The organism is Kineosporia sp. NBRC 101731 (genome assembly GCF_030269305.1).
Classification (GTDB): Bacteria; Actinomycetota; Actinomycetes; order Actinomycetales; family Kineosporiaceae; genus Kineosporia.
In genome coordinates, this window is the sequence record NZ_BSTC01000009.1 from 63472 (window position 1) to 86353 (window position 22882).

The 22882-nt window shown below is 72.1% G+C and carries 14 protein-coding genes; 5 read left to right on the forward strand and 9 right to left on the reverse strand.

Going from position 1 to position 22882, the window contains the following annotated elements; genetic code table 11:
• Positions 1-6: 6 nt before the first annotated feature.
• Entirely contained in the window at positions 7-699 is a 693-nt protein-coding gene (locus QSK05_RS23315) for a response regulator transcription factor (protein ID WP_285599426.1), read from the forward strand.
• Complete coding sequence (locus QSK05_RS23320) at positions 696-1712, forward strand: sensor histidine kinase (protein ID WP_285599427.1); 1017 nt, start codon at positions 696-698, stop codon at positions 1710-1712. Before QSK05_RS23315 ends, QSK05_RS23320 begins: the two co-directional genes overlap by 4 nt.
• Before the next feature lie 17 nt (positions 1713-1729).
• Here the strand turns inward: QSK05_RS23320 and QSK05_RS23325 are convergent, their stop codons facing one another.
• Positions 1730-3481, reverse strand: a complete 1752-nt coding sequence (locus QSK05_RS23325) for a hypothetical protein (protein ID WP_285599428.1) — start codon at positions 3479-3481, stop codon at positions 1730-1732.
• A gap of 151 nt (positions 3482-3632) precedes the next feature.
• On the opposite strand from QSK05_RS23325, the gene QSK05_RS23330 reads away from it, so the two are divergent.
• Positions 3633-9758, forward strand: coding sequence for a hypothetical protein (locus QSK05_RS23330; RefSeq protein ID WP_285599429.1), 6126 nt, complete (start codon positions 3633-3635; stop codon positions 9756-9758).
• A gap of 1820 nt (positions 9759-11578) precedes the next feature.
• Here the strand turns inward: QSK05_RS23330 and cheB are convergent.
• From cheB to QSK05_RS23365, 7 genes are all read right to left on the reverse strand, one after another.
• A complete protein-coding gene (gene cheB, locus QSK05_RS23335) occupies positions 11579-12694 on the reverse strand; it encodes a chemotaxis-specific protein-glutamate methyltransferase CheB (protein ID WP_285599430.1) in 1116 nt (371 codons plus the stop codon).
• Positions 12691-14826 carry a hybrid sensor histidine kinase/response regulator gene (locus QSK05_RS23340; RefSeq protein ID WP_285599431.1) on the reverse strand — a complete coding sequence of 712 codons (2136 nt, stop codon included), beginning with the start codon at positions 14824-14826 and terminating at the stop codon, positions 12691-12693. The genes cheB and QSK05_RS23340 overlap by 4 nt, the downstream gene beginning before the upstream one ends.
• A 3-nt stretch (positions 14827-14829) precedes the next feature.
• Positions 14830-16380: a methyl-accepting chemotaxis protein gene (locus QSK05_RS23345; RefSeq protein ID WP_285599432.1), complete on the reverse strand. Its 1551-nt coding sequence runs from the start codon at positions 16378-16380 to the stop codon at positions 14830-14832.
• Between the two features lies 1 nt (position 16381).
• On the reverse strand, positions 16382-16858 hold the full coding sequence (locus tag QSK05_RS23350; protein WP_285599433.1) for a chemotaxis protein CheW: 477 nt from the start codon (positions 16856-16858) through the stop codon (positions 16382-16384).
• The gene (locus QSK05_RS23355) at positions 16855-18264 is read right to left on the reverse strand and encodes a CheR family methyltransferase (protein WP_285599434.1); all 1410 of its coding nucleotides are present in this window, start codon (positions 18262-18264) and stop codon (positions 16855-16857) included. The genes QSK05_RS23350 and QSK05_RS23355 overlap by 4 nt, the downstream gene beginning before the upstream one ends.
• A gap of 35 nt (positions 18265-18299) precedes the next feature.
• Positions 18300-18776: a chemotaxis protein CheW gene (locus QSK05_RS23360; protein WP_285599435.1), complete on the reverse strand. Its 477-nt coding sequence runs from the start codon at positions 18774-18776 to the stop codon at positions 18300-18302.
• A 76-nt stretch (positions 18777-18852) separates the two neighbouring features.
• The gene (locus QSK05_RS23365) at positions 18853-20289 is read right to left on the reverse strand and encodes a flavin-containing monooxygenase (protein ID WP_285599436.1); all 1437 of its coding nucleotides are present in this window, start codon (positions 20287-20289) and stop codon (positions 18853-18855) included.
• 209 nt (positions 20290-20498) lie between these two features.
• Here QSK05_RS23365 and QSK05_RS23370 point away from each other — a divergent pair, with 209 nt between their 5' ends.
• Positions 20499-21380, forward strand: coding sequence for a sulfotransferase family protein (locus tag QSK05_RS23370; RefSeq protein WP_285599437.1), 882 nt, complete (start codon positions 20499-20501; stop codon positions 21378-21380).
• A 189-nt stretch (positions 21381-21569) separates the two neighbouring features.
• On the forward strand, positions 21570-22415 hold the full coding sequence (locus QSK05_RS23375) for a calcium-binding protein (protein WP_285599438.1): 846 nt from the start codon (positions 21570-21572) through the stop codon (positions 22413-22415).
• Positions 22416-22436: 21 nt separating this feature from the next.
• Here QSK05_RS23375 and QSK05_RS23380 read toward each other — a convergent pair whose 3' ends face one another.
• Positions 22437-22835, reverse strand: a complete 399-nt coding sequence (locus QSK05_RS23380; protein ID WP_285599439.1) for a hypothetical protein — start codon at positions 22833-22835, stop codon at positions 22437-22439.
• Positions 22836-22882 lie beyond the last annotated feature (47 nt).

A 22882-nucleotide genomic window follows, 5' to 3' on the forward strand; every position in this document is an offset into this window, starting at 1 on the left:
GATCACATGACCGAGCCCAGTGCCGACCGGCCCACCCCCTTGCGGGTGGCGGTGGCAGAGGACGGCGCGCTGTTCCGTGAGGGCCTGGTGCTGCTGCTCGAGGCCACCGGCCACACGGTGGTCGGCGCTGTGGACGGCGGCGACAAGCTGGTGACTCTGCTCGAGCACACGCCGGCCGACGTGGCGGTGCTCGACATCAGGATGCCCCCCGAGCCGGACGGCGGGCTGGTCACGGCCCGGCGGCTGCGCGCGCTGCACCCACACATCGGGTTGCTGTTGCTGTCGCACTACGCCGAGGCGCACTACCTGATGGAGATCCTGAAGATCGGCACGGAGGCCATCGGCTACCGGCTGAAAGAGCGGGTCTCCAGCGCCGATGCCCTGCGGGACACCGTGCGCCGGGTCTCCGACGGCGAGATCGTCATCGAGCCGCTGGTGGCCGGTCAGCTGGTCGGTCACCCGGCCGGCCAGCCGGACGAACTCGGGTCGCTGACCGGTCGCGAGGCCGAGGTGCTGAAACTGATGGCCGAGGGCCGGTCGAACTCCGGCATCGCGCGGGAGCTGTTCCTGTCCCCGAAAGCGGTGGAGAAGAACGTCGCCGCGATCTTCTCCAAGCTGGACCTGCCCACCGACGCGACCTCCCACCACCGCCGGGTGCTGGCGGTTCTGACATATCTGCGGGCGCGGCGAGAGCGATGAGCTCACTCCCGACGGGCCGGGACGAGCTGCTCGCCCTGGTCGCGGCGATCCGGCCGGGCCCGGGCGGGGTGCATCTGACCCAGCTGTGCCAGTGGCTGCGGTCGGGACTCGGCGCGGCCCGGGTCCGTCTGGTCCTGGCCGACGGCCGTGAGTTCGCCTGGCCCGGTCGGCCGGCCCCCTTCCGCCGGTCCCGGCGGGTCGCGCTGACGGCGGGCCGCGAGAGGGTGGGCGAGCTCTTCCTGGAGCTCCGGTTCCTCCCGCTCGGTCGCCGGCGCGAGCGGCTCCTGACCGAGGTGACCGACCTGCTCGGCCCGGCACTGCGCGCAGCCGTGCTGCAGAGCGAGCTCGACCGGTCGCTGGAGTCGGCCCGGGGCCACGCCGAGCGGGTGGCCGCGGTGCGCCGCCGGGCCTTCGCCGAGCGGGACGCCGAGCGCCGGGACATCGAACGTGACCTGCACGACGGGGCCCAGCACCACCTGGTGGCCCTCGGGATGACGCTCGGCCTGCTGGAACTGCACGCGCGTAACAACGACCAGACCGCCCTGCAGGAACAGCTCCGGCGCCTGCGCAAGGGGCTGGACCGGGCCGAGAGCGCGCTCTTCCTCACCGCGACCGGCGGCAGCCCACTGCTGCAGGAGGCCGGGATCTATCCGGCGTTGCTGGCCGAGTTCCGCGACGCCGGTAGCCAGGTCCGGCTCGACCTGAGGGAGTGGGACACGGCCCGGCGTTACGAGGCGGCCGTGGAACTGGCGGTCTACTTCATCTGCCTGGAGGCGGTGAACAACGCCCGCAAGCACGCCTCCGACGCCGAGGTGGTGGTCCGCGTCGCCGATTCCCCGGCCGGGCTGGCGTTCTCGGTGACCGACAACGGCCCCGGGCTGAACCGGCGTGACCTGCAGGGATCCTCGGGCATGGTCAACATCCGCCGGCGGATCGTGGCCGTCGGCGGGCGGATCCAGCTGCGCTCGGCGCCGGCGGGTGGCACCGCTGTGCACGGCTTCATCCCGTTCTGACCATCAGGGCATCGTTGTCAGAGCGCCGACGCCTGTGACTCCAGGTCGGCCAGTTCACCCGCGCCGAGCCGTAGTTCCTCCAGATCCTGCTCCAGCGATCCCAGCCGCTCGGCCGGCGGCGGGGTGAGCCGGGCCAGGCGCAACATCGTGCCCAGGGCGGTGCGGGCCCGCAGCAGATCGGCCCGGGCCACCACCTCGGTGGTCAGCACCTGCGGCAGGTCGCGCCAGTCGGCGCCGGCCAGCAGCACCCCGGCGCCGGGCAGCACCACGTCGAAGCTCTTCTCCGGGGCCCCGGGCGAGGGGCGGACGATCACGTCGGCCACGGTGTCGATGATGCCGATCGACAGGTCGCCCCGCAGGCTGGGCGCTCCGTGGGCGGGGGTGACACCGCTGCCCGGGATGACCGGCGTCAGCACCAGATCCGGCCGGGTGCGCACGGTCTCGGTGATTCTCTCGGCGCGCCGGGTGGTCTCCTCGAGGCCGATGACGGCCACGTGCACCGGCTCGTCCATGCGGCTGAGCAGACGCCGGGCGCGCGCCGAGCCCGGCCCCTCGCCGTACCGGGCGACCAGGCCCAGGGCCTGGGCCCGCACCCGGGCGTGCAGATTGCCGCGGGCGAGGAGGGCCGCCCGGGCCACCGGTTCCAGCCGGTCCGGCACCCAGGCCGTCACGCGGATCCGGTCCGCCTCGCCGTCGACCTCCACCCAGCCGCCGATCGTGCCGAGCCGGTCGGCGTCCACCGCCAGCGCGGCCCGCATCTCGGCCTTGGCGGCCGGGCCGCTCCCGACGGGTGCCGCCGGGGCCTCCAGCGTCACCTGCAACCCGGCCGCCCGGGTCACCAGGATCCGGTGCTCCAGCGTGATCTCCAGGTCGGTACGACTCCGGGCGAGCGCGTGGACGGCCGCGGCGCTCAGGTAGTACAGCGCCGCGGCCACCTCGTGATCCACCCGGGCCGGCACCGAGCCGGTGATCCGGACCCGCCCCGGGTGCGCCGCCGCCACCTCGGCCAGGGCGGCCCGCAGCCCGTGGCGGTACAGCACCTGCGGATGGATGCCGCGGACCAGCGAGCGGAAGTCCGCGACCAGCCGGTCCAGCTGCGCCCGCAGCTCACCGAGCCGGCCGATCAGGTCGGGCTGCCCCGACCACCGGTCGATCCCGGTCTGCAGCGGGGTCAGCCGGCCGCGGCTGAACGAGACCACCTCGGCGGCGACCCGGCGCCGCTCCAGCTCACGCACCCCGGCCAGGCGCCGGGCCGAGTCCAGCACCTCCCCGGCCAGTTGCGCCGTGTAGCCGACCTGGTGACGCACCTCGGTCTGCAGCTCCTCCCGGCGGTGCAGCACCATCAGGCAGTTCGCGGTGTCGTCCAGCTCCCGGCGCCGTCGCCCCCCGGCCGGCCGGCCCGAGGTCAGGGTGATCGCCGTGTGCACCCGGCCGTCGTCCGCCAGCAGGGCGTGACTGCGCAGGTCGGGCCGGTGCGGGAACTGCGCCGGGTCCAGATCCTCGATGGGCGCGGCGTCCGGCGGCCAGCACATCACCGAGCGCAGCGACCCGGAACCGTCCGGAGCCGGGAACCAGAGCTGCACGTGGTCGGCCCGGGTCACCTCGGCCAGGCGGCGCAGCAGGGCCCGGCGGGCCAGCGGCACCGGCAGGCGGGGATCGAGGCAGGCCAGAGCGCTGTACGCCGATCGGGTCGCCGCGAGCGCGGCCGGGGCCGGGACGGGGATCAGCGGCAACCCGGACGGGGTCAGGGGTGGGACCTGGCCAGGCAATCGTGCTCCGTCCCGTCCGCATGCCGGATGCTCTTTCACCACAGTTCATCACCGGTGAAAGCGGCGGATCGTGGGGAAAACCCTAGCTCCCGACGGCGGGTTCCGCGAGGGCGGGTGAACGTCGGATCCGGGTCCATCCGTGATACCGGTCGTGAAGGAAAACGTTTCCGGGGAACGGCAGGCCGTCGGGACCGGGGGCGCGCCGGTCACGGGGGCCGGGGCCGAGCGCGCGGCCCATCTCCTGCGACGGCTGCGCTCGCAACTGCGAACGCCGGACGGCCCGGTGCCGTACCCGGCAGCGCCCCGGACACCTGACGCGGAACTGCTCACCTGGCTGCGCCACGTCTGCCAGGCCGGTCTCTACACCGACGCGGCCGAGGCGGTCTACGCCGCGGCCTTGGGACCGGATCTGTTCGGTACCCGCGTGCCGCACCCGGCGCCGGACTTCCTGGACAGCCTGGACGCTGAACAGCTCCCGGCCGCAGCGGTCGCCCCCTTCCTGCGCGCGCTCAGCCTGACCGCGCCCCGTCCCTCCGCGGACGCCCTCACCCCGCAGAACCTGCTGCGTGACCCCGGCCCGGTCGCCGCGATCACCGGCGAGCTGCCGCCGGACTGGCCCGGGACGGCCACCCTGGACGGCATTCCGTATGTCGTGCACAGCATCTGGCTAGGTGGCCCGGCCCCGGCCGACGGTAGCCTGCGGGCCAACCTGGCGGCCGCGGCGGCCCGGTACCGTGACGAGCTGCAGTTCGTGGTCTGGACCGACGTCACCCGTGCGCAGGCGCAGGCCGCCGCACCGGACTCCGCGGTGGGCTCGTGGGTGCGCTGGGCCCGCGCCCACGAGGTGGCCCTGGTGAACGTGGACGAGGTGTTCCACGCCGGCGCCCCGATGCTGCTGCACCCTTACTACCTCCTGGAACTGGCCAAGCGCCTGCCCCGGGGCCTGGCCGGGGCCTCGGACCACCTGCGGCTGGACGTGCTGAACCGGTTCGGCGGGATCTACCTGGACGGCGACCTGGCCTGCGAGCCGGATCCGGGCGCCGCCGCCCGGCCCCGACCCCGCGAGATCGCCCGGGGGGTCAGGGCGGTGGTCCCGGAGGGGTTGCCCGCCGTGCTGGAGGCGGTCGCGCAGGGCCCGCTCGGGTTCACCGTGCACGTGCGGGGCGAGGGCGTGGTCACCGACGCGGTCGTCACCCCGGCCCGCCACCCGGTGCTGCGACTGTGTCTGGAGGTCACCCGGTTCGGAGGCTCGCGCTCGCAGGCCGCGCTCTTCGACGGGGTGCGCACGATGACGGGTCTGGGCCCGGGGCTGCCGGAGAACGACCTGTGGCGCCGTTACTGCGTGCCCCGCCGGGCCGGGCGCAGTCTCGGGATCACCCTGCAGCAGGTGGGCGTGAAACCGTACGACGCCCGGCTGGTGCGGCTGCAGGCCGCCGTCCGTCCCGCGCAGGAACGCTCCTGGACCCGCACCGACCTGCCCGCGCAGGACGGGACGGATCCGGTGGTGGTGGCCCGTGACCTGGTCACGGCCACGGTGCGCCGGCTGATCGCCCGGGACGGAGACCTGCACCTGTCGGCGATCGCCCCGGTGATCGAGGCCCAGCCCGACCCGGCGCCGCTGTGGTGGGCCGTGCTCGCGCTGATCGCGGAACTGGCCGGATCGTCGGGTATTCCGTCGGTGAGGTCGGTGACCGAGGTGCGTCTGGACGACGACGGCCGGGTGCAGCAGGCCCGTCTCCCGGAAGCGGTGGAGGCTCTGCTGCGCCGGGCGCCGCACGGTGAGCCGTGGCTCGGGGCGGAGCTCTCGCCCGAGGGCGGGCCGGTCTGGATGCTGGGTGAGCTGGTGCGCCCGGCGCGGCTGTTGCGCGAGCCGGTCGCGTACCGGCCCGTCGCCCCTCTGCGCCTGGCGACCGATCGGGCCCGGGCCGCGGCCGACGCGTCCGGCCAGGCGGCCTCCGTCATCATCGCCGGGCTCGCCCGTACGGTGCGCCAGCACCAGAACCGGCCCCTGGTGCCCCTGCCCACCGACATCGCCGAACTCGAAGGGGCCCGGGGCGAGGCCGTTCTCGCCTGGCTGCGGAGCCTGACCGGTTTGCGGATCGGCGACCCGGAGCACGAGCGCCGGGTGATGGCCCAGCTCGGCCCCGACCTGTTCGGGTTCCGTCGTCCCGCCCCGGAACCGGCCTTCCTGACCGGCACCGACTCGCGTCGCCTGCCGCCCGAGCGGGTGGCGGCGTTCCTGGCCGGGATGAGCCTGACCCGCCTGGACGGCACGTTCCTGGTGCCGGAGGCGGGGGAGCTGGCTGTCGGTCGGCTGGCCCGGGGCACCGTCAGCCGGGTCCGGCCGGGGGGCGACTGGGGCGTGCCGGACGCGCCCCGGCTGCCGGCCCGGGCCGCGATCCCTCATGTCGTGCACGGCATCTGGGTGGGCGGACCGGCCCCCGAGGACGGTCTGCTACGGGCCAACTTCGGTGCCGCGGCCGCGCACTACGCGGGCCGGGTGAACTTCGTGGTCTGGACCGACCTGAGCCGGGCCGAGGTGGCCCGGGCAATGGCCGCGCCGGAGCCCTCCGGCCGCGCTGCGGTGATCGTGTCGATGATGGAATGGGCTCGGGAACACGGTATCTCGGTGGTGTCGGTGGCCGAGGTGTTCCACGCCGGATCGCCGATGCGGCTGTGGGAGCAGTACGTCTGTGACCTGGTGAAGCTGTTGCCGCGTGGGTACTCCGGGGCCAGTGACCGGCTGCGGCTGGAGGTCATGACCCGCTTCGGCGGCGCCTACGTGGACAGCGACGACCGCTTCCTGTTCCCCGGGGACGAGCGCGACGAGCACGAGAGGCAGGGGCCGCAGAGTCTCCCAGCGGTGTTCGCCGCGGTCGCCCGCTCGGTGCCCGCCTTCACCCCGCACGTCACACCCCCGGCCCGGGTCAACTGCGACGTGATCGTGGCCCCGGCCCGGCATCCGGCGCTGATGCTGTGGCGCGAGCTGGACCGGCTGTCGTGCTCCCTCAGCCAGCCGCAGCTGTTCGGCGAGGCCGATCTGGTGCAGCGCCGGGCCAATGCGTCGGCCTACCGGCTGTGGCACCGCTACACCGTGGCCAAACGGGCCGGGCACGTGCACTTCACGGTGATGTCCCGGCTCGGCTTCAGCCACTCGGACCCGCAGCTGGTGCGGGTGATGGGTGCCGTGCGGGAGCAGAGCGCCCGGAGCTGGACCGGCTCGGCCCGCCCGCCCCGCCGGGCGGCCGCCTCGCTCGACGCCGTCACCGTGCGCACCGCGTCCGTCATCGCTTCCCTGATGCGCCGTCTCATCGCCCGGCCCGGCAACCTGCATCTCAGCGCGGTCGCGCCGGTGGTGGCGGCGATGCCCGACCCGGACGCGGTCTGGCTCGCCGTGATGCGGTTCTTCGTGCTGCTCCAGGAGCAGGACGCCGGGCCCCGGATCACCTCGGTGACCCGCTTCCGCTGGGCCGACGACGGGAGCCCGGACTACCTGGGGCTGCCCGCCGAGGTCGAGGCGATGCTCGAGCCCGATCCGCAGGCGAAGGACTGGTTCGGCGAGGACTCCGCCGCCTTCGACCAGCCCGCCTGGGTGCTCGACGAGACCGTGGTGCCGGTGCGCCTGCTGACCCCGGCGCAGGCCCGGGAAAAGGCCCGGTCCCGGCGGGACGCGGCCGCTCACGCCGTCACCGCCGATGCCGACTGGCTGCCGCCGGGATTCACCGGGATCGAGCTGACCGGACGGCTCGGTACCGCCTGGACGGACGGCCACCGGATCATCCCCGAGGACCTCGCCGTGCGGCTGAGCGGCGTCGGCACCCTGACCGGGCCGGTGCTGCTGCGGATGAGTGGCGGGGCCGAACACGGCCGGGCCTGGTTCGCGGCCCGTCTGTCCACCCTGCTGGGTCGAGCGGTGGTCGTGGCACACGGTACCGAGTCGGGCTCGGCCACGAGCCCGGTGAGCTCCGCCGTCGAGCTGCGGATGCGGGTGGACGTGAACCGCCGCAGCCGGGTGCGGCGGGCCGGCGACCTGGTGGCCGAGCTGGAGCGGCTGGCTCCCAGCCCGGTCCCGCTGATCCCGGTGGCGGACACCGCGGAGCCCGACCGGGAGGTCGACGTACCTCCCGCCACCCGCGAGATCCTGCCCTGGCTGCGGAAACTGATCGGTCCCCAGGCGTACACCGCCGGGGCGCAGGCGGCGCTGGCCGCCTCGATGGGTCCCGACCCGTACCGGCGGCGGGCGCGACCACCGCGTCCGGCGTGGCTGACCGTCGACCCGGCGGGCCTGCCGCCCGAGGGGGTGGCGATCTTCCTGCGCTGGCTCGACCTCGGCCGTCTGGATCCCACCCAGGCGTCGCGCCCGCCGGACCGAGGAGATCTGGGGGTGCGGCTGATGCTGGGTGAGACCGGCCCGGTCACCACCGTGCACCGCGACGAGCAGGCCCGGGCCTGGGCCCAGCCCGAGGGTGCCCCGCGGCTGCCCGAGCACGGGGCCGTGCCGCACCTCGTGCACGGCATCTGGCTGGGCGGCCCGCTGCCCGAGCACGGCGGTTTCCGGGCCCATTTCGCGGACGCGGCGCGCGAGTACGCGGGACGCGTTGACTTCGTGCTGTGGACCGACGTCACCCGGGAACAAGCGGCGGCGGCCCTCGAGCGGCCCTCCCGCCGGGCCGGTGGGATCCTCTCGATGCTCACCTGGGCCCGGGAGAACGGGGTGCTGGTCGTGCCCCTGGACGAGGTGTTCCACGAGCAGGCCGACATGGTGCTGTGGGACCAGATCGCCGCGGAGCGGGCCAAGCGCATCCCCCGGGGGTACGCCGCGGCCAGCGACCACTTCCGGGTGGAGATCGTGAATCTGCTCGGCGGCGCCTACGTGGACGGCGACAACGGTTTCGTCGGTGGCGACGCCCTGCCGCGGATGTTCGACGAGGTCGCCCGGTCGGTGCCCGGCTTCACGATGCACGTCCTGGACGAGCTGGAGGGCGTGGCCAACGACGTGATCGTCGCCCCCGCCGGGCATCCGGCGCTGCGGCTGTGGCGGGAGGTCGCCCGGCAGAGGTACCTGCCCGACCAGCCCGAGCTGTTCGGCGGCGTGCACCGGATGACCGAGCGCTTCATCCCGGCGCGGCGCACGTTGCTGCGGTACTCGGTGGTGCACCGCACCGGCCGGATGCATCACCTGGTGCTGGGCCTCCTGGACCTGGCGCCCCGGAGCGAGCTGCTGGTCCGGGTCGTCCCGTACGTGCGGCACAGCAGCGAGCTGAGCTGGGCCCCGGGCAACGCTCCCGAACTGCTGGACGACCCGGATCCCCAGGAGTGCGTGCAGCGGCTGATCGACGTGGTCACCGTGCTCTCCCGTCAGCTCGTGAACCGCCGGGGCAACCTCTATCTCAGCGAGGTCGCACCGACGGTCGCGTCGCTGCCCGACCCGGACGCCGCCTGGATCGCCGTCCTGACCCGGATCTCCCAGCTGCGCCGGATCGGCCGGATCCCGATGATCACCTCGGTCACCGACAGCCGCTGGGCGGAGAGCGGCCGGATGGACGTGGTGGCACTGCCCCCGGAGGCCGAGGCCCTGCTGGTGCGCTACCCCCGGCCGGACGGCTGGCTGGGGGTCGGGATCAATGTGCCCGGGCAGCCGGTCTGGCTGCTGGACGAGTCGGTTGAACCGTGCCGCCTGCGATCGCCGGATCCGCGTGACTTCCTGCGCGATCCGGAGGCCGGGAAGCGCTTCATCCCGGTACGGGTGCGACGGCGCGACGGGGAGGTGCTCGGCCTGCGGTACGACGAGGGCATCGGCCGGGAACTGGCCGGTGCGCTGCCCCCTGGGCAGACCCTGGTCTGGGTGCGCCGCTGGGGCGGTTCGGCGTGGAGCGCCACCGGCCGGATCAGCGCCGAGGCGCTGGCCGGTGACCTGATCGACGCCGGACTGCACGAGCGGCCCGTGACGATCGTGACGGTGCCGGGGGAGCGGACGTCCGGGGGAGCGGTGGACGCCGGTCTGGGCGCCCTCTCGGGCCGGCTGGCGTCGTTGCTCGGGGAACCGGTGACGGTGGTGGAGGCCCCGGCCTCCGGCCCCGTCGCGACCCGGGCCCCGCAGGTCCAGGTGTCGACCCCGATCTCACTCCGGCAGGGTGAACCAGAACGTCGCCCCCTGGCTCGGCGCCGACTCCGCCCAGATCCGCCCGCCGTGCCGTTCGACGATGCGGTGCACGGTGGCGAGGCCGACGCCGGTGCCGGGGAACTCGCTCTGCTTGTGCAACCGCTGGAACGGTGAGAACAGCCGGCCGGCCTGGCTCATGTCGAACCCGGAACCGTTGTCCCGCACGAAGAAGTCTCCGTTCGGGGCGCGTCCTACCTCGACCTGCGCCCGGTCGGCCTGGCCACTGAACTTCCAGGCGTTCCCGAGCAGGTTCTCCAGCACGTTGCGCAGCAGCCGGGGATCGGCCGAGACGGTCAGGCCGGGCTCGATCGTGGTCTCCACGGTGCGCTCGGGTGAGCCGGCCGCGAGGTCGCTGAGGATCTCGGCGGCCATCGCCCCGACGTCCGTGGGACGGCGGGACAACGCGGCGCGGCCCACCCGGGACAGCTCGATCAGGTCGTCGATCATCTCGTTCATCCGCTTCACCGACGCCCGGATCCGCTCGGAGTAGTGACGGCCCGAGTCGTCCAGGTGCTCGTCCACCACCTCGATGAGCATCGTGGTGAAGCCGTCGATCGCCCGCAGCGGGCTGCGCAGGTCGTGCGAGACCGAATAGCTGAACGACTCCAGTTCCTGGTTCTTGCGCTCCAGTTCCTCCACCATCGCGGCCCGGGTCTGCGCGATCTGCGCGTCGGCCCGGGCCTGGGCCGCCTCGATCTCCTTGCGCAGCAGGCTCTCCCGGATCTGCCGGTGTTCGTCCTGGATCTGCTTGCGCTGCAGCTGGGCCCGGATCCGGGCCAGGAGCACCCGGGGATCGGCCGCGCTGCTCACGTAGTCGTCGGCCCCCGAGTCGAGCGCGTCGATCATGGTCTGACGATGGTCGTCGTCGCCGATGACGATCAGGGGAACGTCGCGCACACCGGGCGCCGCCTTCACCTGACGGCACACGTCCAGGCTGTCCTGCGCGCCGATCTCCAGCTCGATCAGGATGCAGTCGCACCGCTGGAACGCCAGCAGTTCCAGCGCCTCCTGCCCGGTCTGGGCCTGCACCACGTCGAAACCCTCGTTGCGCAGCCGCGCCGTGCTCCCGGTCAGCACCGAGGTGCCGATGGTCACGACCTTCTTCAGCCGCTGCAGGCTGGCCGTGTCCACCGCGGGCAGGGCCATCGACGTCTGCCGCAACGCCGCGGACAGCTTCGCGAGCACCACGTCGTCGTCGGTACCCGCCTGCACGAACGCGTCCGCGCCGGCGTCCAGGGCGGTCAGCTCGGCCCCGGCGTCGTCGGAGGCCGCGAGCAGCAGGCAGGGAATGCCGCGCAGCGCCGAGTCCAGCCGGATCCGACGGATCACGGTGGCCCCGTCGATATCCGGCAGCACGGCGTCGACCAGCACCGCGTCGGGCCGGCGCACCGCCGCGTGCCGCAGCCCGGCCAGCCCCGAGTCGGCCTGGAACACCTCGTAACCGCTGCGCTGCAACAGGTCGGCGAACCGGTCCCGCACCTGCGTGCTGTCGTCGATCACCAGCACCCGCACCACGTGGTCGGCGGACTCCGGCTCGGGCGAGGTGATCAGCTCCTGCGCCCGCGCCACCAGGTACCCGGAGTCGTACGGCTTGCCCAGGTACTCGTCCGCACCGGTGCTCAGGCCCCGGATCCGGTCTTTCACCTCGGCCTCGCTGCTGAGCATGAGCACCGGTAGCGACTCGGTGGCGGTCTGCGTGCGCAACTGCCGCAGCACGTCCACCCCGTCGCCGTCGGGCAGCACCACGTCGAGCACCACGCAGTCCACCTCCCGCGCCGCCAGTTCCACCCAGGCCGCGGCCACGGTGGCGCAGGGCACGGTGATCCAGCCGGCCTCCTCGAACGCGTGCACCAGATCCATCCGCACGGTCAGGCTGTCGTCGAGGATCAGGACCGTACCGACCGTCTCTTGTCGTTCCTGCCGTTCCTTGGTCGTCATCGGTACCTCACCCTGGCTGCCAGGTCGGACGGAACGGTCAGCCGGCCCAGGGCCGGCCCGATCGCGTCGATGCCCAGGACGTGTTGCGCGGCGCCCAGCCGGACAGCCTCGCCCGGCATGCCGAACACGGCCGAGGTGGCCTCGTCCTGGGCGATGGTCAGGCCGCCCTCCCGGTCGATCTCCAGCAGCCCGGTGGCCCCGTCCCGCCCCATGCCGGTGAGCAGGACGGCCGCCACCCGCGGGCCGTGCGACAGCGCGAGCGACTCGAAAAGGATGTCGACACTGGGCCGGCAGGAATGCCTCTCGGCCTCGGAGGTGAGGATCAGCGTGCTGCCCTGCACCCGTAGGTGCTGCCCGGGTGGTGCCATCGCCACCTCTCCCGGTCCGACGTGGCTGAGTGGTTCACCGCTCACCACCAGGTGCACCGGCCGCTCGGTGACCTCCTGGAGCCAGCTGGCGAAGGCGGTGCCGAACGACTCGTGCACGTGCAGCACCAGCAGCAGCGGCAGGGCGAAAGCGGCGGGCAGGGTGCGCAGTACGGTCGCCACGGCGGTCGGCCCACCGGTGGACGCCCCGATCGCCACCACGGTGTAGGGGCGCCCGGGGGCCGGGGCCGGGGTGGAAGACTCGGAGATAGCGGCCGTCCCGGCCGTCCTGGGCGTGGGGAGACCCCGATGGCCGACCCGCCGGATCACCTTGATCTTCGCGACCAGTTTCACCGTGCGCAGGAACTCCCGGTCCCAGGCGTCGTTGCCGCCGTCCGGATCCCGTCCCACCGGCTTCTCCAGCACGTCCACCGCGCCGGCGTCCAGCGCCGCGATGGTGTCGATGAACCCCGCCCGGTTGTCGGCGCTGGAGATCACCAGGATCGGCGTGGGGCAGTGCTGCATCAGATGTTCCGTGGCCGCCAGGCCGGTCAGCCCGGGCAGCATCATGTCCATCGTCACGACATCGGGTCGCAGCCGGGTGCACTCGTCGATCGCGGCCGCACCGTCGGCGGCCTCGCCCACCACCTCGATCGCCGGGTCCGATCGCAGGGCGGCGACGATCCGGGCCCGCACGGTGCGCGAGTCCTCCACCACCAGCACCCGGATGGTTCTGCCCGCAGTCATGAGTCCCCCTCGGCGACCAGTTCGCCCACCGCGTCCAGCAGGGCGCTCTGATGGAACTGGCCCTTGTCGATGTGACCCCGCGCCCCGGCCGCCCGGCCCCGCTCGCGGTCGGCGGGGGAGGCCTTGGTGGTGACGAGAATGCAGGGCATGTGTCGTAGTTCGCGCCGGGTGCGGGTCTGCTCGATGAAGGCGAAGCCGTCCAGGCCGGGCATCTCGACGTCCACCACCGCCACCGCGTACCGCTTACGGGTGGCCATCGCCAGACCCTCCTCGGCCGAACCGGCCTGATCCACCTGGTATCCCGCGCTCTCCAGGATGGTGCGCTCGAGCATCCGGCTGGTCAGCGAGTCGTCCACGATGAGAATGCTGGTACGCCGGGCAACCGGGGCCGTGAGGGAGGCCGGACGACGGACGCGCCGCGTGGCGGCCTCGGTGGCCAGGTGGGCGGGATCGAGCACCGGGCGGGGACGGCCGTCGATGTCGATCCAGATGCCGCAGACCAGAGGCGGTACCGGAGCCAGGGCGGGAAGAGGGCGCACCGCGATCTCGGCGGTGCCGACGAGCCGGTCGACCCCGACCGCGACCGGGCCGTCCTGACCGTCGAGCACCAGCACGGTGCGCGTCCGGCCGGTTCCGTCCGGGCCGCCCGACCCGGCCAGAGGTCCCAGGACATCGGCCAGCGGCATCCAGGGGATCCGCCGCCCGTCGTGCATCACCGCGAGGGGGCCGGAGAAGTCCTGGGCGCTGACCCGCCGGGCCTGCCGGACCGCACGCAACGGCACCGCCACGACCGATCCGCCGCGTCCGGCCCGGTCCAGTTCCTCGGGCGGGTCGCTCGTGGCCCGCACCAGGACGACCTCCTGCGCGGTCATCGAGGCCGGGGCGATCAGGTCGATGGTGGTTCCTTCGCCGGGGACGGTGCTGATCTCGATCCGTCCGCCGATCCGTCGCACCACGTCCTGCACCACGTCGAGACCGATGCCGTGACCTGAGATCTCGCTGACGGTGGTGGCCGTGCTGATGCCGCTGCCGAGCAGGAGCCGCAGTGTGGCCTCGTCGTCGAGGGTCGCCTCGCCGGCCCTCCCGGCCTGCACCAGCCGGCGCCGCACCGCCGCCAGGTCGACGCCGCGCCCGTCGTCGGCGCAGCGGAACCGCACACCGTGCGCCCCGTGCGTGATCTCGACCCGTACCCGCCCGGTGGGGTCCTTGCCCACGGCCGTGCGCTGCTCGGGGGTCTCCACGCCGTGGGCCACCGCGTTACGCACGATCTGCCGCAGCGCGGTCTGCGCCCCGGCCAGCACCGTCGCGTCCACCGAGAGCTCGGCCCCGTGCACCTCCAGCCGGGCCCGCTTGCCCTGGGCGGCGGTCACGTCCCGCACACCCCGTTCCAGGTCGGGCACGATGGTCTCGACCGGGATCAGGCGTAACCGCTCGGCGGTGGTGTACACCTCGCGCAGTTCCCGCTCGATCCGGTCCGCGCTGGTCTCCAGGTTCCGGGCCAGCCAGGAGAGTTCGTCGGCCTGCTCGTCGGTGAGACGGTCCTGCGCCGTCGTCCGCAGTCGCCGGGCCCGCCGGGCTCCTTCGCGCACGGTCCCCAGCTGGGTGCGGGTCTGGCCCACCCCGTCGATCAGGCTGTCGATCTCCAGCAGCGACGCCCGGGCGGTCTGAGCCGTGTTGGCCAGCTCCTGCGCGCGGGTCGCCTCGACGGCGGTGGCCGGAGCCGGTACCGGCGAAAGGGCCGGCACCGCGGCGAGGTCGACGGGATCGAGGGCGGGCCCGGCCCGTGGCGCCGGGACCACCCCCAGAGGCTCTGGCGCCGACGACGGTTCTGGTGCTCCCAGCTCGTCGCTCAACCGGTCCACCAGGGCCTGCATCTGCTGCACGACCTCGGCCGGCACCGGGCCGGCCGAGGTCCGGTAGGGGCCGAGCATCTCCTCGAGTTCGTGGACCCGGTCGGCCATCCCGGTGAAGCCCACGACCCGCGCCGCACCCTTGAGAGTATGGGCGTGCCGCAGGCCGGTGCCGGCCAGCCCGGCCGCCGGGCCGCCCCGGGCCAGTCCGGAGAGGGCCCCGGCGAGCTCGTCGATGAGCTCGCGGGCCTCGATCCGGAAGTAGTGGAGGAGGTCGCTCACGGGTCAGTCGCCCGAATCCGTACGGTTGTGCCAGTCGGACGACCAGCCCGAGGCCGCACCGTAGGGTGCCGAACCGGCGGGCACCGGTCCGCCGGACGTCTCCGGTTCGATGAGACGCCGCAGTCTCGCCGACAACTCGGCCAGCTGCGACGCCGTGGCCAGGGTCAGGGTGGAACTGGCCTCGTTCTCCCGGGTGGTCTGGGTGACGTTGGCGACGGCGAAGTTCACCTGCTCCACGGCCGTGCTCTGCTGCTTGGTCGAGAGCTCGATCTCGCGCGCGGCCTCGGTGGTGGTCTGCATGAGCTCGACGATCTGCTCGAACTGGGCCGCCACGCTCGCGAACTGGGCGCTGCCGGCGTCCACCGACTTGGCCCCGATCTCCGTGGCCATCATCGTGGTGTGCACGGATTCACGCACCACGCCGATCAGCGAGCGGATCTCCTTGGTCGACTCCGCGACCCGGTCGGCCAGCTTGCGGATCTCATCGGCCACCACCCCGAACCGGCGCCCGGACTCACCCGCCCCGGCCGCCTCGATGGTCGAGTTGATCGCCAGGATGTTGGTCTGCTCGGCCAGCTCCGAGACGATGTCCAGCACGGCGCCGATCTGCTGCGACTTCTCGCCCAGCGCCATCATGTGGGTGACGATCTCCTGCACCTGGCCGCGGATCTCGGCCATCGACTCCTGAGCCGTGGCCACATTGCTGCGTCCGGTGCCGCCCGCGTCCTTGGTCTGGTCGGCCACCGCCGCCACCCGCTGGGCGCTCTCGGTGATCTGCCGGGAGGTGGCCAGGAGTTCGGTGATGGTGGTGGAGATCTCGCTCATCGCGGTGGCCTGTTCCATCGAGCCCACGGCCTGCTGGTTCGCGGTGGTCTGGAGTTCGGCCGAGGAGGTCTGCACCTCGCCCACCGCGGTGCCGATGCGCTGCCGCAGCCGACGGGTGATCCAGATCCCGATCAGGGCGGTGGCCAGCACGGCACCGCCGATCACCGAGACGATGGTGATGATGTCGCGCCGCTCGGCCGCGTCCGCCGCCTGGATGCCCTCGACGGCGAGCTGATGCTCGTAGTCGGCGAACGCGGTCAGGGCGCCCTGCAGGGCTATCCGGGTGGGGGTGACGGTGAGGAAGGCCTTGGCCGCGTCGTTCGCGCTGCCGTCCATGCGTACGGCGATCAGGTCGGCCTGGGCCGTGCGGGCCTCGGCCTCGGCGGCCTTGATCGTGGCGATCAGGGTCCGGCCCCGGGCGGTGTGCACCAGCCGGTCGGCCTCGTCGATCAGCGTCTCGAACCGCTCGGTGCTGTCCTGCGCGGCCGCCCGGTACTGGGGTTCCCGGGTGAGCAGGTACGCGCGCACGTCGGCGGCCCGCTCGGCCCGGGCCGCGATCATGCTCTGGGCCACGAGTTCCAGCCGGTTGTCCACCTCGATCACCCGGTTCTTGGCCCGCACCACCTCGCCGAGCCCGGACAGTGCGACCACGCCGCCGATCACGTTGAGCAGCAGCACCACGGCGAAGCCGACCGCCAGGGTCCGGCCGAAGGTCCAGCTCGATTTCATGTCAGCCCTCTCGGTCCGCCGTGACACCGGCGACGAGGCCACGGATGGTCTCGATCAGGTCGCTCAGGTGAAGCTTCTGGTCGTCACGGATCTGGGCCGGGTCGACCCGGCGGAATCCGGTGAAATGCTCGAAGGCGATGGCTACTCCCGGTTCGGCCGCGGGAATCACGAGCCAGTAGGGGTTCTGCGCGGGCTGACCGAACAGCTGGCCGAGGTCCCAGGCCGCCGCCACCGATCCGCGGTCGCTGACCACGCCGATCATGGCGGGGTGCGCGGTCGGCAGCGCGGTGAGCTCCGGCCGGGACATCACCCGGGCCACCTCGTCCAGGAAGATCACTCGTTCCTCGTCGCCGATCCGCACGGCCAGCACGTCCTCGAGATCGAGCACCACCGGTGCGGGGCTCTCGGCGAACGAGGCGTCGAACTCGGCCCGTAGTTGCGCGGCGCGTTCCGCCAGCTCACCCCGGTTCGGGCTCATCCGGGCTCACCGCCGTGCAGACTGCGGTCGTGGCGGGACATCGTGCGGCACAGCGACAGGAGCGCCTGCCGGTCGAACCCGCCGCCGAAGAGCAGCATGCGGCGGTCGGTCTCGGAGGGGAGCAGGTCGATGGCCCGGTCGTAGGCCCGTCCGGCCCCCGAGCGGTCGCCGGTGGCCCGGCTGAGCCGGCCCAGATGAAGGTGGGCCAGCGCGAACCGGGGGTCGGCGTCGGCGGCGGCCCGCCAGTGCAGTACGGCCCCACGGGTGTCGGCGTCCGCCTCCCGGCAGTTCGCGAGCACGGCGTGGGCGTCGGCCGACACCAGACCCCGGCCGAGCAGGCGGTGCGCGTCGCGGGTGGCCGCGGTCAGGTCACCGGCGTGGCTCAGCAGGATGGCCCGCACCAGCACCACCTCCGTCTCCCACGGGGTGGCGGGAGGTGAGGTGGGCACGTCGACCACCTCGATCGCGCCGAGGGCGGCGCCGAACCGCTCGGCCCGCATCAGGTCCAGGACCTGGTCGAACGACTCCCGGTCGGGCTCGGCGGGCCGCGACCGCCCCGGGCGGGGGCCGGCGATCGCTTCGACCGGCGAAAGACCCTGCCCATTCGGTGATTCGGCGAGCTGGTAGTAGAAGGTGCCGTTGGTCTCGCGCAGGTCGAACTCTTCCGACACCCCGCGCAACGTCTCGGCCGACCCGAGGAACAGATATCCGCCCGGCATCAGGGCCGACGCCAGCCGGCGCACCACCTCGGACATCGTCGGCGGGGAGAAGTACATCATCACGTTGCGGCAGAAGATGGCGTCGAAGGTCGGTCGCCAGAGCCCGGGATCGGGATCCACCAGGTTGGCGGGGCGGAAGTCCAGGTAGGCGCGCAGGTCCGGGTCCACCTCGTAGTGCTTCCCGACGGCCTGGAACCAGCGGCGCTGCACCGGCGGTGGCACGGCCCGCATCGACCACTCGGTGTACCGGCCGGTCCGGGCCTTGGCCAGGGCCGTGGGGTTCACGTCGATCGCGGTGATCTGCGCGTCCTTGTAGCCGGCCTCGGCCAGGGTGATGGCCAGGGAATAGGCCTCCTCACCGCCGGAGCATCCGGCCGACAGCAGACGGGCGGGAACCGGGGGACGATCGGGGCGCGACATCCGGTCGGGCAGCACGGTCCCGGCGAGCACCTCGAACTGATCGGGCTGACGCAGGAAGTAGGTCTCTCCCACCGTGAGTTCGGACGCCAGCGCGGCCAGTTCGTCCCGCGCGACGGAATTTCCAGCCTCGCAGTCAGTTTCCAGTTCGTCGAGGTAGCGGAACCCGTCCCGGTGGGCCGGGAGACGGTGCGACAGGGCCTGGCCCAGCCGATCCCGGTCGCCCGGGCCGAAGGTCAGCCCCAGCCGGCGTTCGACCAGGTCGGCCAACTTGTCCACCACCGCGTCGCGCGGCCGGTTGTCGGTCAGGATGGGGTCACCTCCGTCAGCCTCTGCCAGGTTTCGGCCGGCAGGAGGTGAGAGGCCGCCAGAGCCAGCAGCAGGTGCGAGTCCCGGGCGATCAAGGCTGAGAAGAGCCGAGGGCCCTTACCTTCCAGCAAGGGCGGGAGCTCTTCCAGTTCCTTCTCGTCCACCGTCCGGATACCGGTGATGGTCTCTACCGCCAGGGCCACGGACCGGTGGTCGTCGGTGTGCAACGTGATCCAGCGGGTGGCGGCGACCGGAGGCCCTCCGGTCAGGACCCCGGAATCGACCACCGGAACCGCTGATCCGCGAATCCGGGCCACTCCCAGAACGAACGGGGGCATCCCGGGAAAAGGGGACGCCGGCAGCGGGCGCAGCGTCTCCCACACACTCGTCAGCGGAACGGCGAAGGTCTTGTCTCCCGCCCCGCAAACCAGCAGCGAAATGTTCGGTCCGCTGCGGTCATCCCCCGTCGTCACCTGCGCATTGTCGGCGGATTCGGCGTGAGTCTTGACCTCCGGTCCCGGTGGGGGTGAAGGGTTCTTATGCCCCGCTTCAGGGGAGGAAGGTCAGGCCCCGGCCGGCGGTGCGGCCCGTTCGCATCAGCAGGGCGTCGATCCAGTACGACGAGGTCAGCCGCCACGGCCAGCGGCGTCCCTGGGTGGGCACCCCGTGCGCCCGTTGCAGGTATCCGGACTGCAGGGGCATGAGGGGTGTGCGGCCCGCCGTGGGTGGGGCCGCGGCCACCACCGTGCGGTACCCGTGCCGGCGCAGGTACCGCAGCGTCCGCACCACCAGGCGGGCCGACAGCTCGGTCTTCAGCGTCCAGGAATTGTTCGCATAACCCACCGATACGGCCAGATTGGGCACACCGGACAGCATCGTCCCGCGGTGCATCACGGCGGCCCCCGGGTCGACGGGTACCCCGTCCACGTCCAGGGTGATACCGCCGAGCATCCGCACCCGTAGTCCGGTCGCGGTCACCACCAGATCGGCGGGCAGGACCGTGCCGTCGTCCAGCACCACGCAGCGCGCGCCGAACGAGGCGATCTGCCCGGTCACGACCTCGGCGTCACCCGCGCCGATCGCGGTGAACAGATCGCCGTCCGGCACCACGCACAGTCGCTGGTCCCACGGCCGGTAGGGCGGTGTGAAGTGTCGTTCCACCGGATAGCCGGGCGGCAACAGCGCGCGCACCCGGCCGATCAGCCACGCGGCGCTGGTGCGGGGCGCCAGCCGGCACAGGTGCCAGAAGAGACTGGTCACCGTGGCACTGCGTGCCCGTTCCAGGCGGGAGGCCAGGGGCGGCGGGAAGCGGCCGAACAGCGACCGGGCCCCGGCGTTGCGCTGGGCCAGGGAGATCACGTACCCGGGCGTGCGTTGCAGCATCACCACGCTCCGGGCCCGGGGAGCGAGCGCGGGAACCAGGGAAACGGCGGTCGCGCCGCTGCCGATCACCACCACGTCCTGGTCGTCCCAGGTCAGGTCGCCGGGCCAGAACTGCGGGTGCACCAGGCGCCCCGTGAAGCCCTCCTGGCCCGGGAACGAGGGACGGTGCGGTTCTTCGTAGTCGTAGTAACCCGTGGTGAGATAGAGGAAACCGCAGCCGAGAAGCAGCTCACCCGCGTCCGTTGCGACCCGGACGACCCAGGTGGCCCGCTCACCGCACCACGACGCCGAGACCACCCGGTGCCCGTACCGGATGCGGGCGGCGATCCCGAACTCCTCGGCCGTCTCCCGGATGTACTGCAGCACCGCCTGCCCCTGGGCGATCGCGGTGGGCGAGGTCCAGGGCCGGAAGGCGTACCCCAGGGTGAACATGTCCGAGTCGGACCGAACTCCTTGGTACCGGAACAGGTCCCAGGTCCCGCCGCTCACCGGCCGGGCCTCCAGGACCGCGAGGGATCCGCCCGGAAACGATCGGGTGATGTGGCACGCCGTGCCGATCCCGGACAGTCCGGCTCCCACGATCAGGACGTCGAGGTGTTCCATCGGCCCATCATTGCGGTTGTCGGCCTGACCGGCCCTCGGAATCCGTTCACCCGGGCTTCACCCACGTCCGTTCGTCTTCATCTCCCGTCCACCGAACGGACAACCAGGAACGGCTTTCGTTCAGGGCGCGTTGAAAATGTGTGCCAATTCCGTCTCGGCACAGGTTCTACATGTACAACGCACAGAGAAACTGCGTAACCTCTGCTCGCGTGGCACAGCGACGCAAGGTGGTAGCAGCGGTCAACCGGGAACTCGAGGAACGCTTCGGGTTCCGCGTGGTGAGGATCAAGGAAGAGGACGAGGCGCCCGTCGAGGTCGTCGAGGAGCCGAAGGCAGCCCGGGTTCCCGTGCGCCGGCCGTCCGACCCGCGTGACCGTCTGGTCCAGCGGCCGGTTTTCGTTCTCTCGTCGGTGCGTTCCGGCTCGACGCTTCTCCGGGTGATTCTCAACAGTCACTCGCAGATTCACGCGCCGCACGAGATGCATTTCCGGCGCACCCAGGTGATCGCCTACACCACCCCGGTACAGCAGGCCCTGGAGCAGGTCGACCTCAACGAGCGCGACCTGGAGCACCTGCTGTGGGACCGCCTGCTCCACCGTGAGCTCACGATGAGCGGTAAGTCGGTGCTGGTCGAGAAGACTCCGAGCAACGTGTTCGTCGCCGACCGGCTGGCCACCGCGTGGCCCAAGGGCAAGTTCATCTATCTGATCCGCCATCCCTGGTCGATTGCGCAGTCCTGGCACGAGGGTGACCCGGAGCGGCGCCCGGTGAAGATGGCCATCACCCACACCCTGAACTACATGGAGTACCTGGAGCGGGCCCGGAACAAGCGGACCGGCCTCACGCTTCGCTACGAGGACCTCACCTCCGACCCGGTGAAGCAGACCCAGGCGATCTGCGAGTTCCTGGGCCTGGAGTGGGAACCCGCGATGCTGGAGTACGGCAAGAAAGACCACGGCGACTTCGTGAAGGGCATCGGCGACTGGAAGGACAAGATCAGGACCGGCACCGTCCAGCAGGGTCGTCCCCTCCCGGACCTCTCCGACGTGCCGGTCGAACTGCGCCCGATGGTCGAGCGCTGGGGTTACTGACCTTTACACCTGATGGAGGACGTCGCGGAGACCCGGTCTCCACAACGTCCTCGATCGTTGGGTGCAGTTGGGTGGCCGTACGGATGAGAGACGTTCGCCGTTCGGTTGTTTCGTGGGTGTGAACGATCTGGCAGGGTGCTGTTGTCAGCAGGCACCTCGACCACTCTCGACCATTGGAGGCCGGGTCTCATGGTCACACCCACGCACCGTTCGACGATCCTGCTGTCGCTGCTGGCGGTAGGGATCTCACCGGTTCTCCTGGCCGTCCCGGCGCAGGCGGCCCCGGCTCCGGCCACGGCCGACGTCACCCACGGGCTGACCTACACGGCGTCCGCCGGTCAGATCAATGACGTCCTGGTGACCAAGACCAGCGATACGGACACCGGCGAGGCGATCTTCCGGATCGACGATGTCGTGCCGATCTCGGCGGGTGAGGGGTGCGTGTACCCGGATTCCGGCGACCGTACCGTCGTGGTCTGCCGGCAGCCGTACCTCGATCGGCAGGATCCCTTCTTCGACTCGAACTTCTGGCTGGGCGACCGGAACGACCGGTTCCGGTGGCGCAACCTCACCGGCGACGTGTACTGGGACTCCCGGGTCTACCTCGGCCCGGGCGATGACACCTACTCCAGCAAGTACATCGACGGCAACGGGGTGTACGGCGGCATCGGTGAGGACACGATCAGCGTGAAGCACCAGGACGGTGACATCGGTTTCACCGACGGGGGAAACGGTGACGACACGATCTTCTCGGAGGGCAGTTACGGCTTCGCCACCACTCTGGGCGGTCCCGGTGACGACAGCCTGACCGGTGGCTCCGGTGAACAGCGTTTCGACGGAGGCGAGGGTGACGACCTGATCCACGGTGGCAACGGGGTCGACATGATCTGGGGTGGCCAGGGCAACGATCGGCTCTACGGCGACGCGGCCGCCGACACGATCTACGGCAACAGCGGCAACGACCAGCTGTACGGCGGACCGGGCAATGACACCCTGTTCGGCGGGCCGGGGAAGAACCTGATCAAGCAGAACTGAAAAGATCTGCCCGTCGAACCATCACACCGAGCACCACGACCAGCCGCGCTCGGCGAGCAGCAGTTCCCGCCGGGCGCGCAGGTCGCGCCCGGCCAGCCGCACCGGGGTGGGCGTGGCGAAACCCGGCACAGCGGTGATCTCAGCGGTCTCGCTGACCCCGGCCAGGTGGCACGCACGGCCGAGCAGATCGTCGTAGGCCCTCGTACTGGCCTCCAACCGGGCGGCGCGGGCGAACACCGACTCGTCGCGGTGCAAGCGCCGGATCTCGTCGGCCAGGGCCTGCAGGCGCATCTGCACCCGTAGGGCCTCGAAGGGGTCGGTGCTCAGGCTGCTCAGGTTGCCCGGGTCACTGCGCCGTCGCCACGGTTTCAGCGCGCGTAGTGCGGTGGCCGTGCCCACGAGGATCAGCTCGGTGATCATTGCCCCTGGTCAATCTCGTCGTGACGGACCGTCGATCAGGCCACTGT

Bases quoted from the DNA above. Each gene is read 5' to 3' on its own strand.
- QSK05_RS23315 (WP_285599426.1), top strand. From the start codon at position 7: ATGACCGAGCCCAGTGCCGACCGGCCCACCCCCTTGCGGGTGGCGGTG.
- QSK05_RS23350 (WP_285599433.1), bottom strand. From the start codon at position 16,858: ATGAGCCCGAACCGGGGTGAGCTGGCGGAACGCGCCGCGCAACTACGG.
- QSK05_RS23345 (WP_285599432.1), bottom strand. From the start codon at position 16,380: ATGAAATCGAGCTGGACCTTCGGCCGGACCCTGGCGGTCGGCTTCGCC.
- QSK05_RS23375 (WP_285599438.1), top strand. From the start codon at position 21,570: ATGGTCACACCCACGCACCGTTCGACGATCCTGCTGTCGCTGCTGGCG.
- QSK05_RS23380 (WP_285599439.1), bottom strand. From the start codon at position 22,835: ATGATCACCGAGCTGATCCTCGTGGGCACGGCCACCGCACTACGCGCG.
- QSK05_RS23320 (WP_285599427.1), top strand. From the start codon at position 696: ATGAGCTCACTCCCGACGGGCCGGGACGAGCTGCTCGCCCTGGTCGCG.
- QSK05_RS23365 (WP_285599436.1), bottom strand. From the start codon at position 20,289: ATGGAACACCTCGACGTCCTGATCGTGGGAGCCGGACTGTCCGGGATC.
- cheB (WP_285599430.1), bottom strand. From the start codon at position 12,694: ATGACTGCGGGCAGAACCATCCGGGTGCTGGTGGTGGAGGACTCGCGC.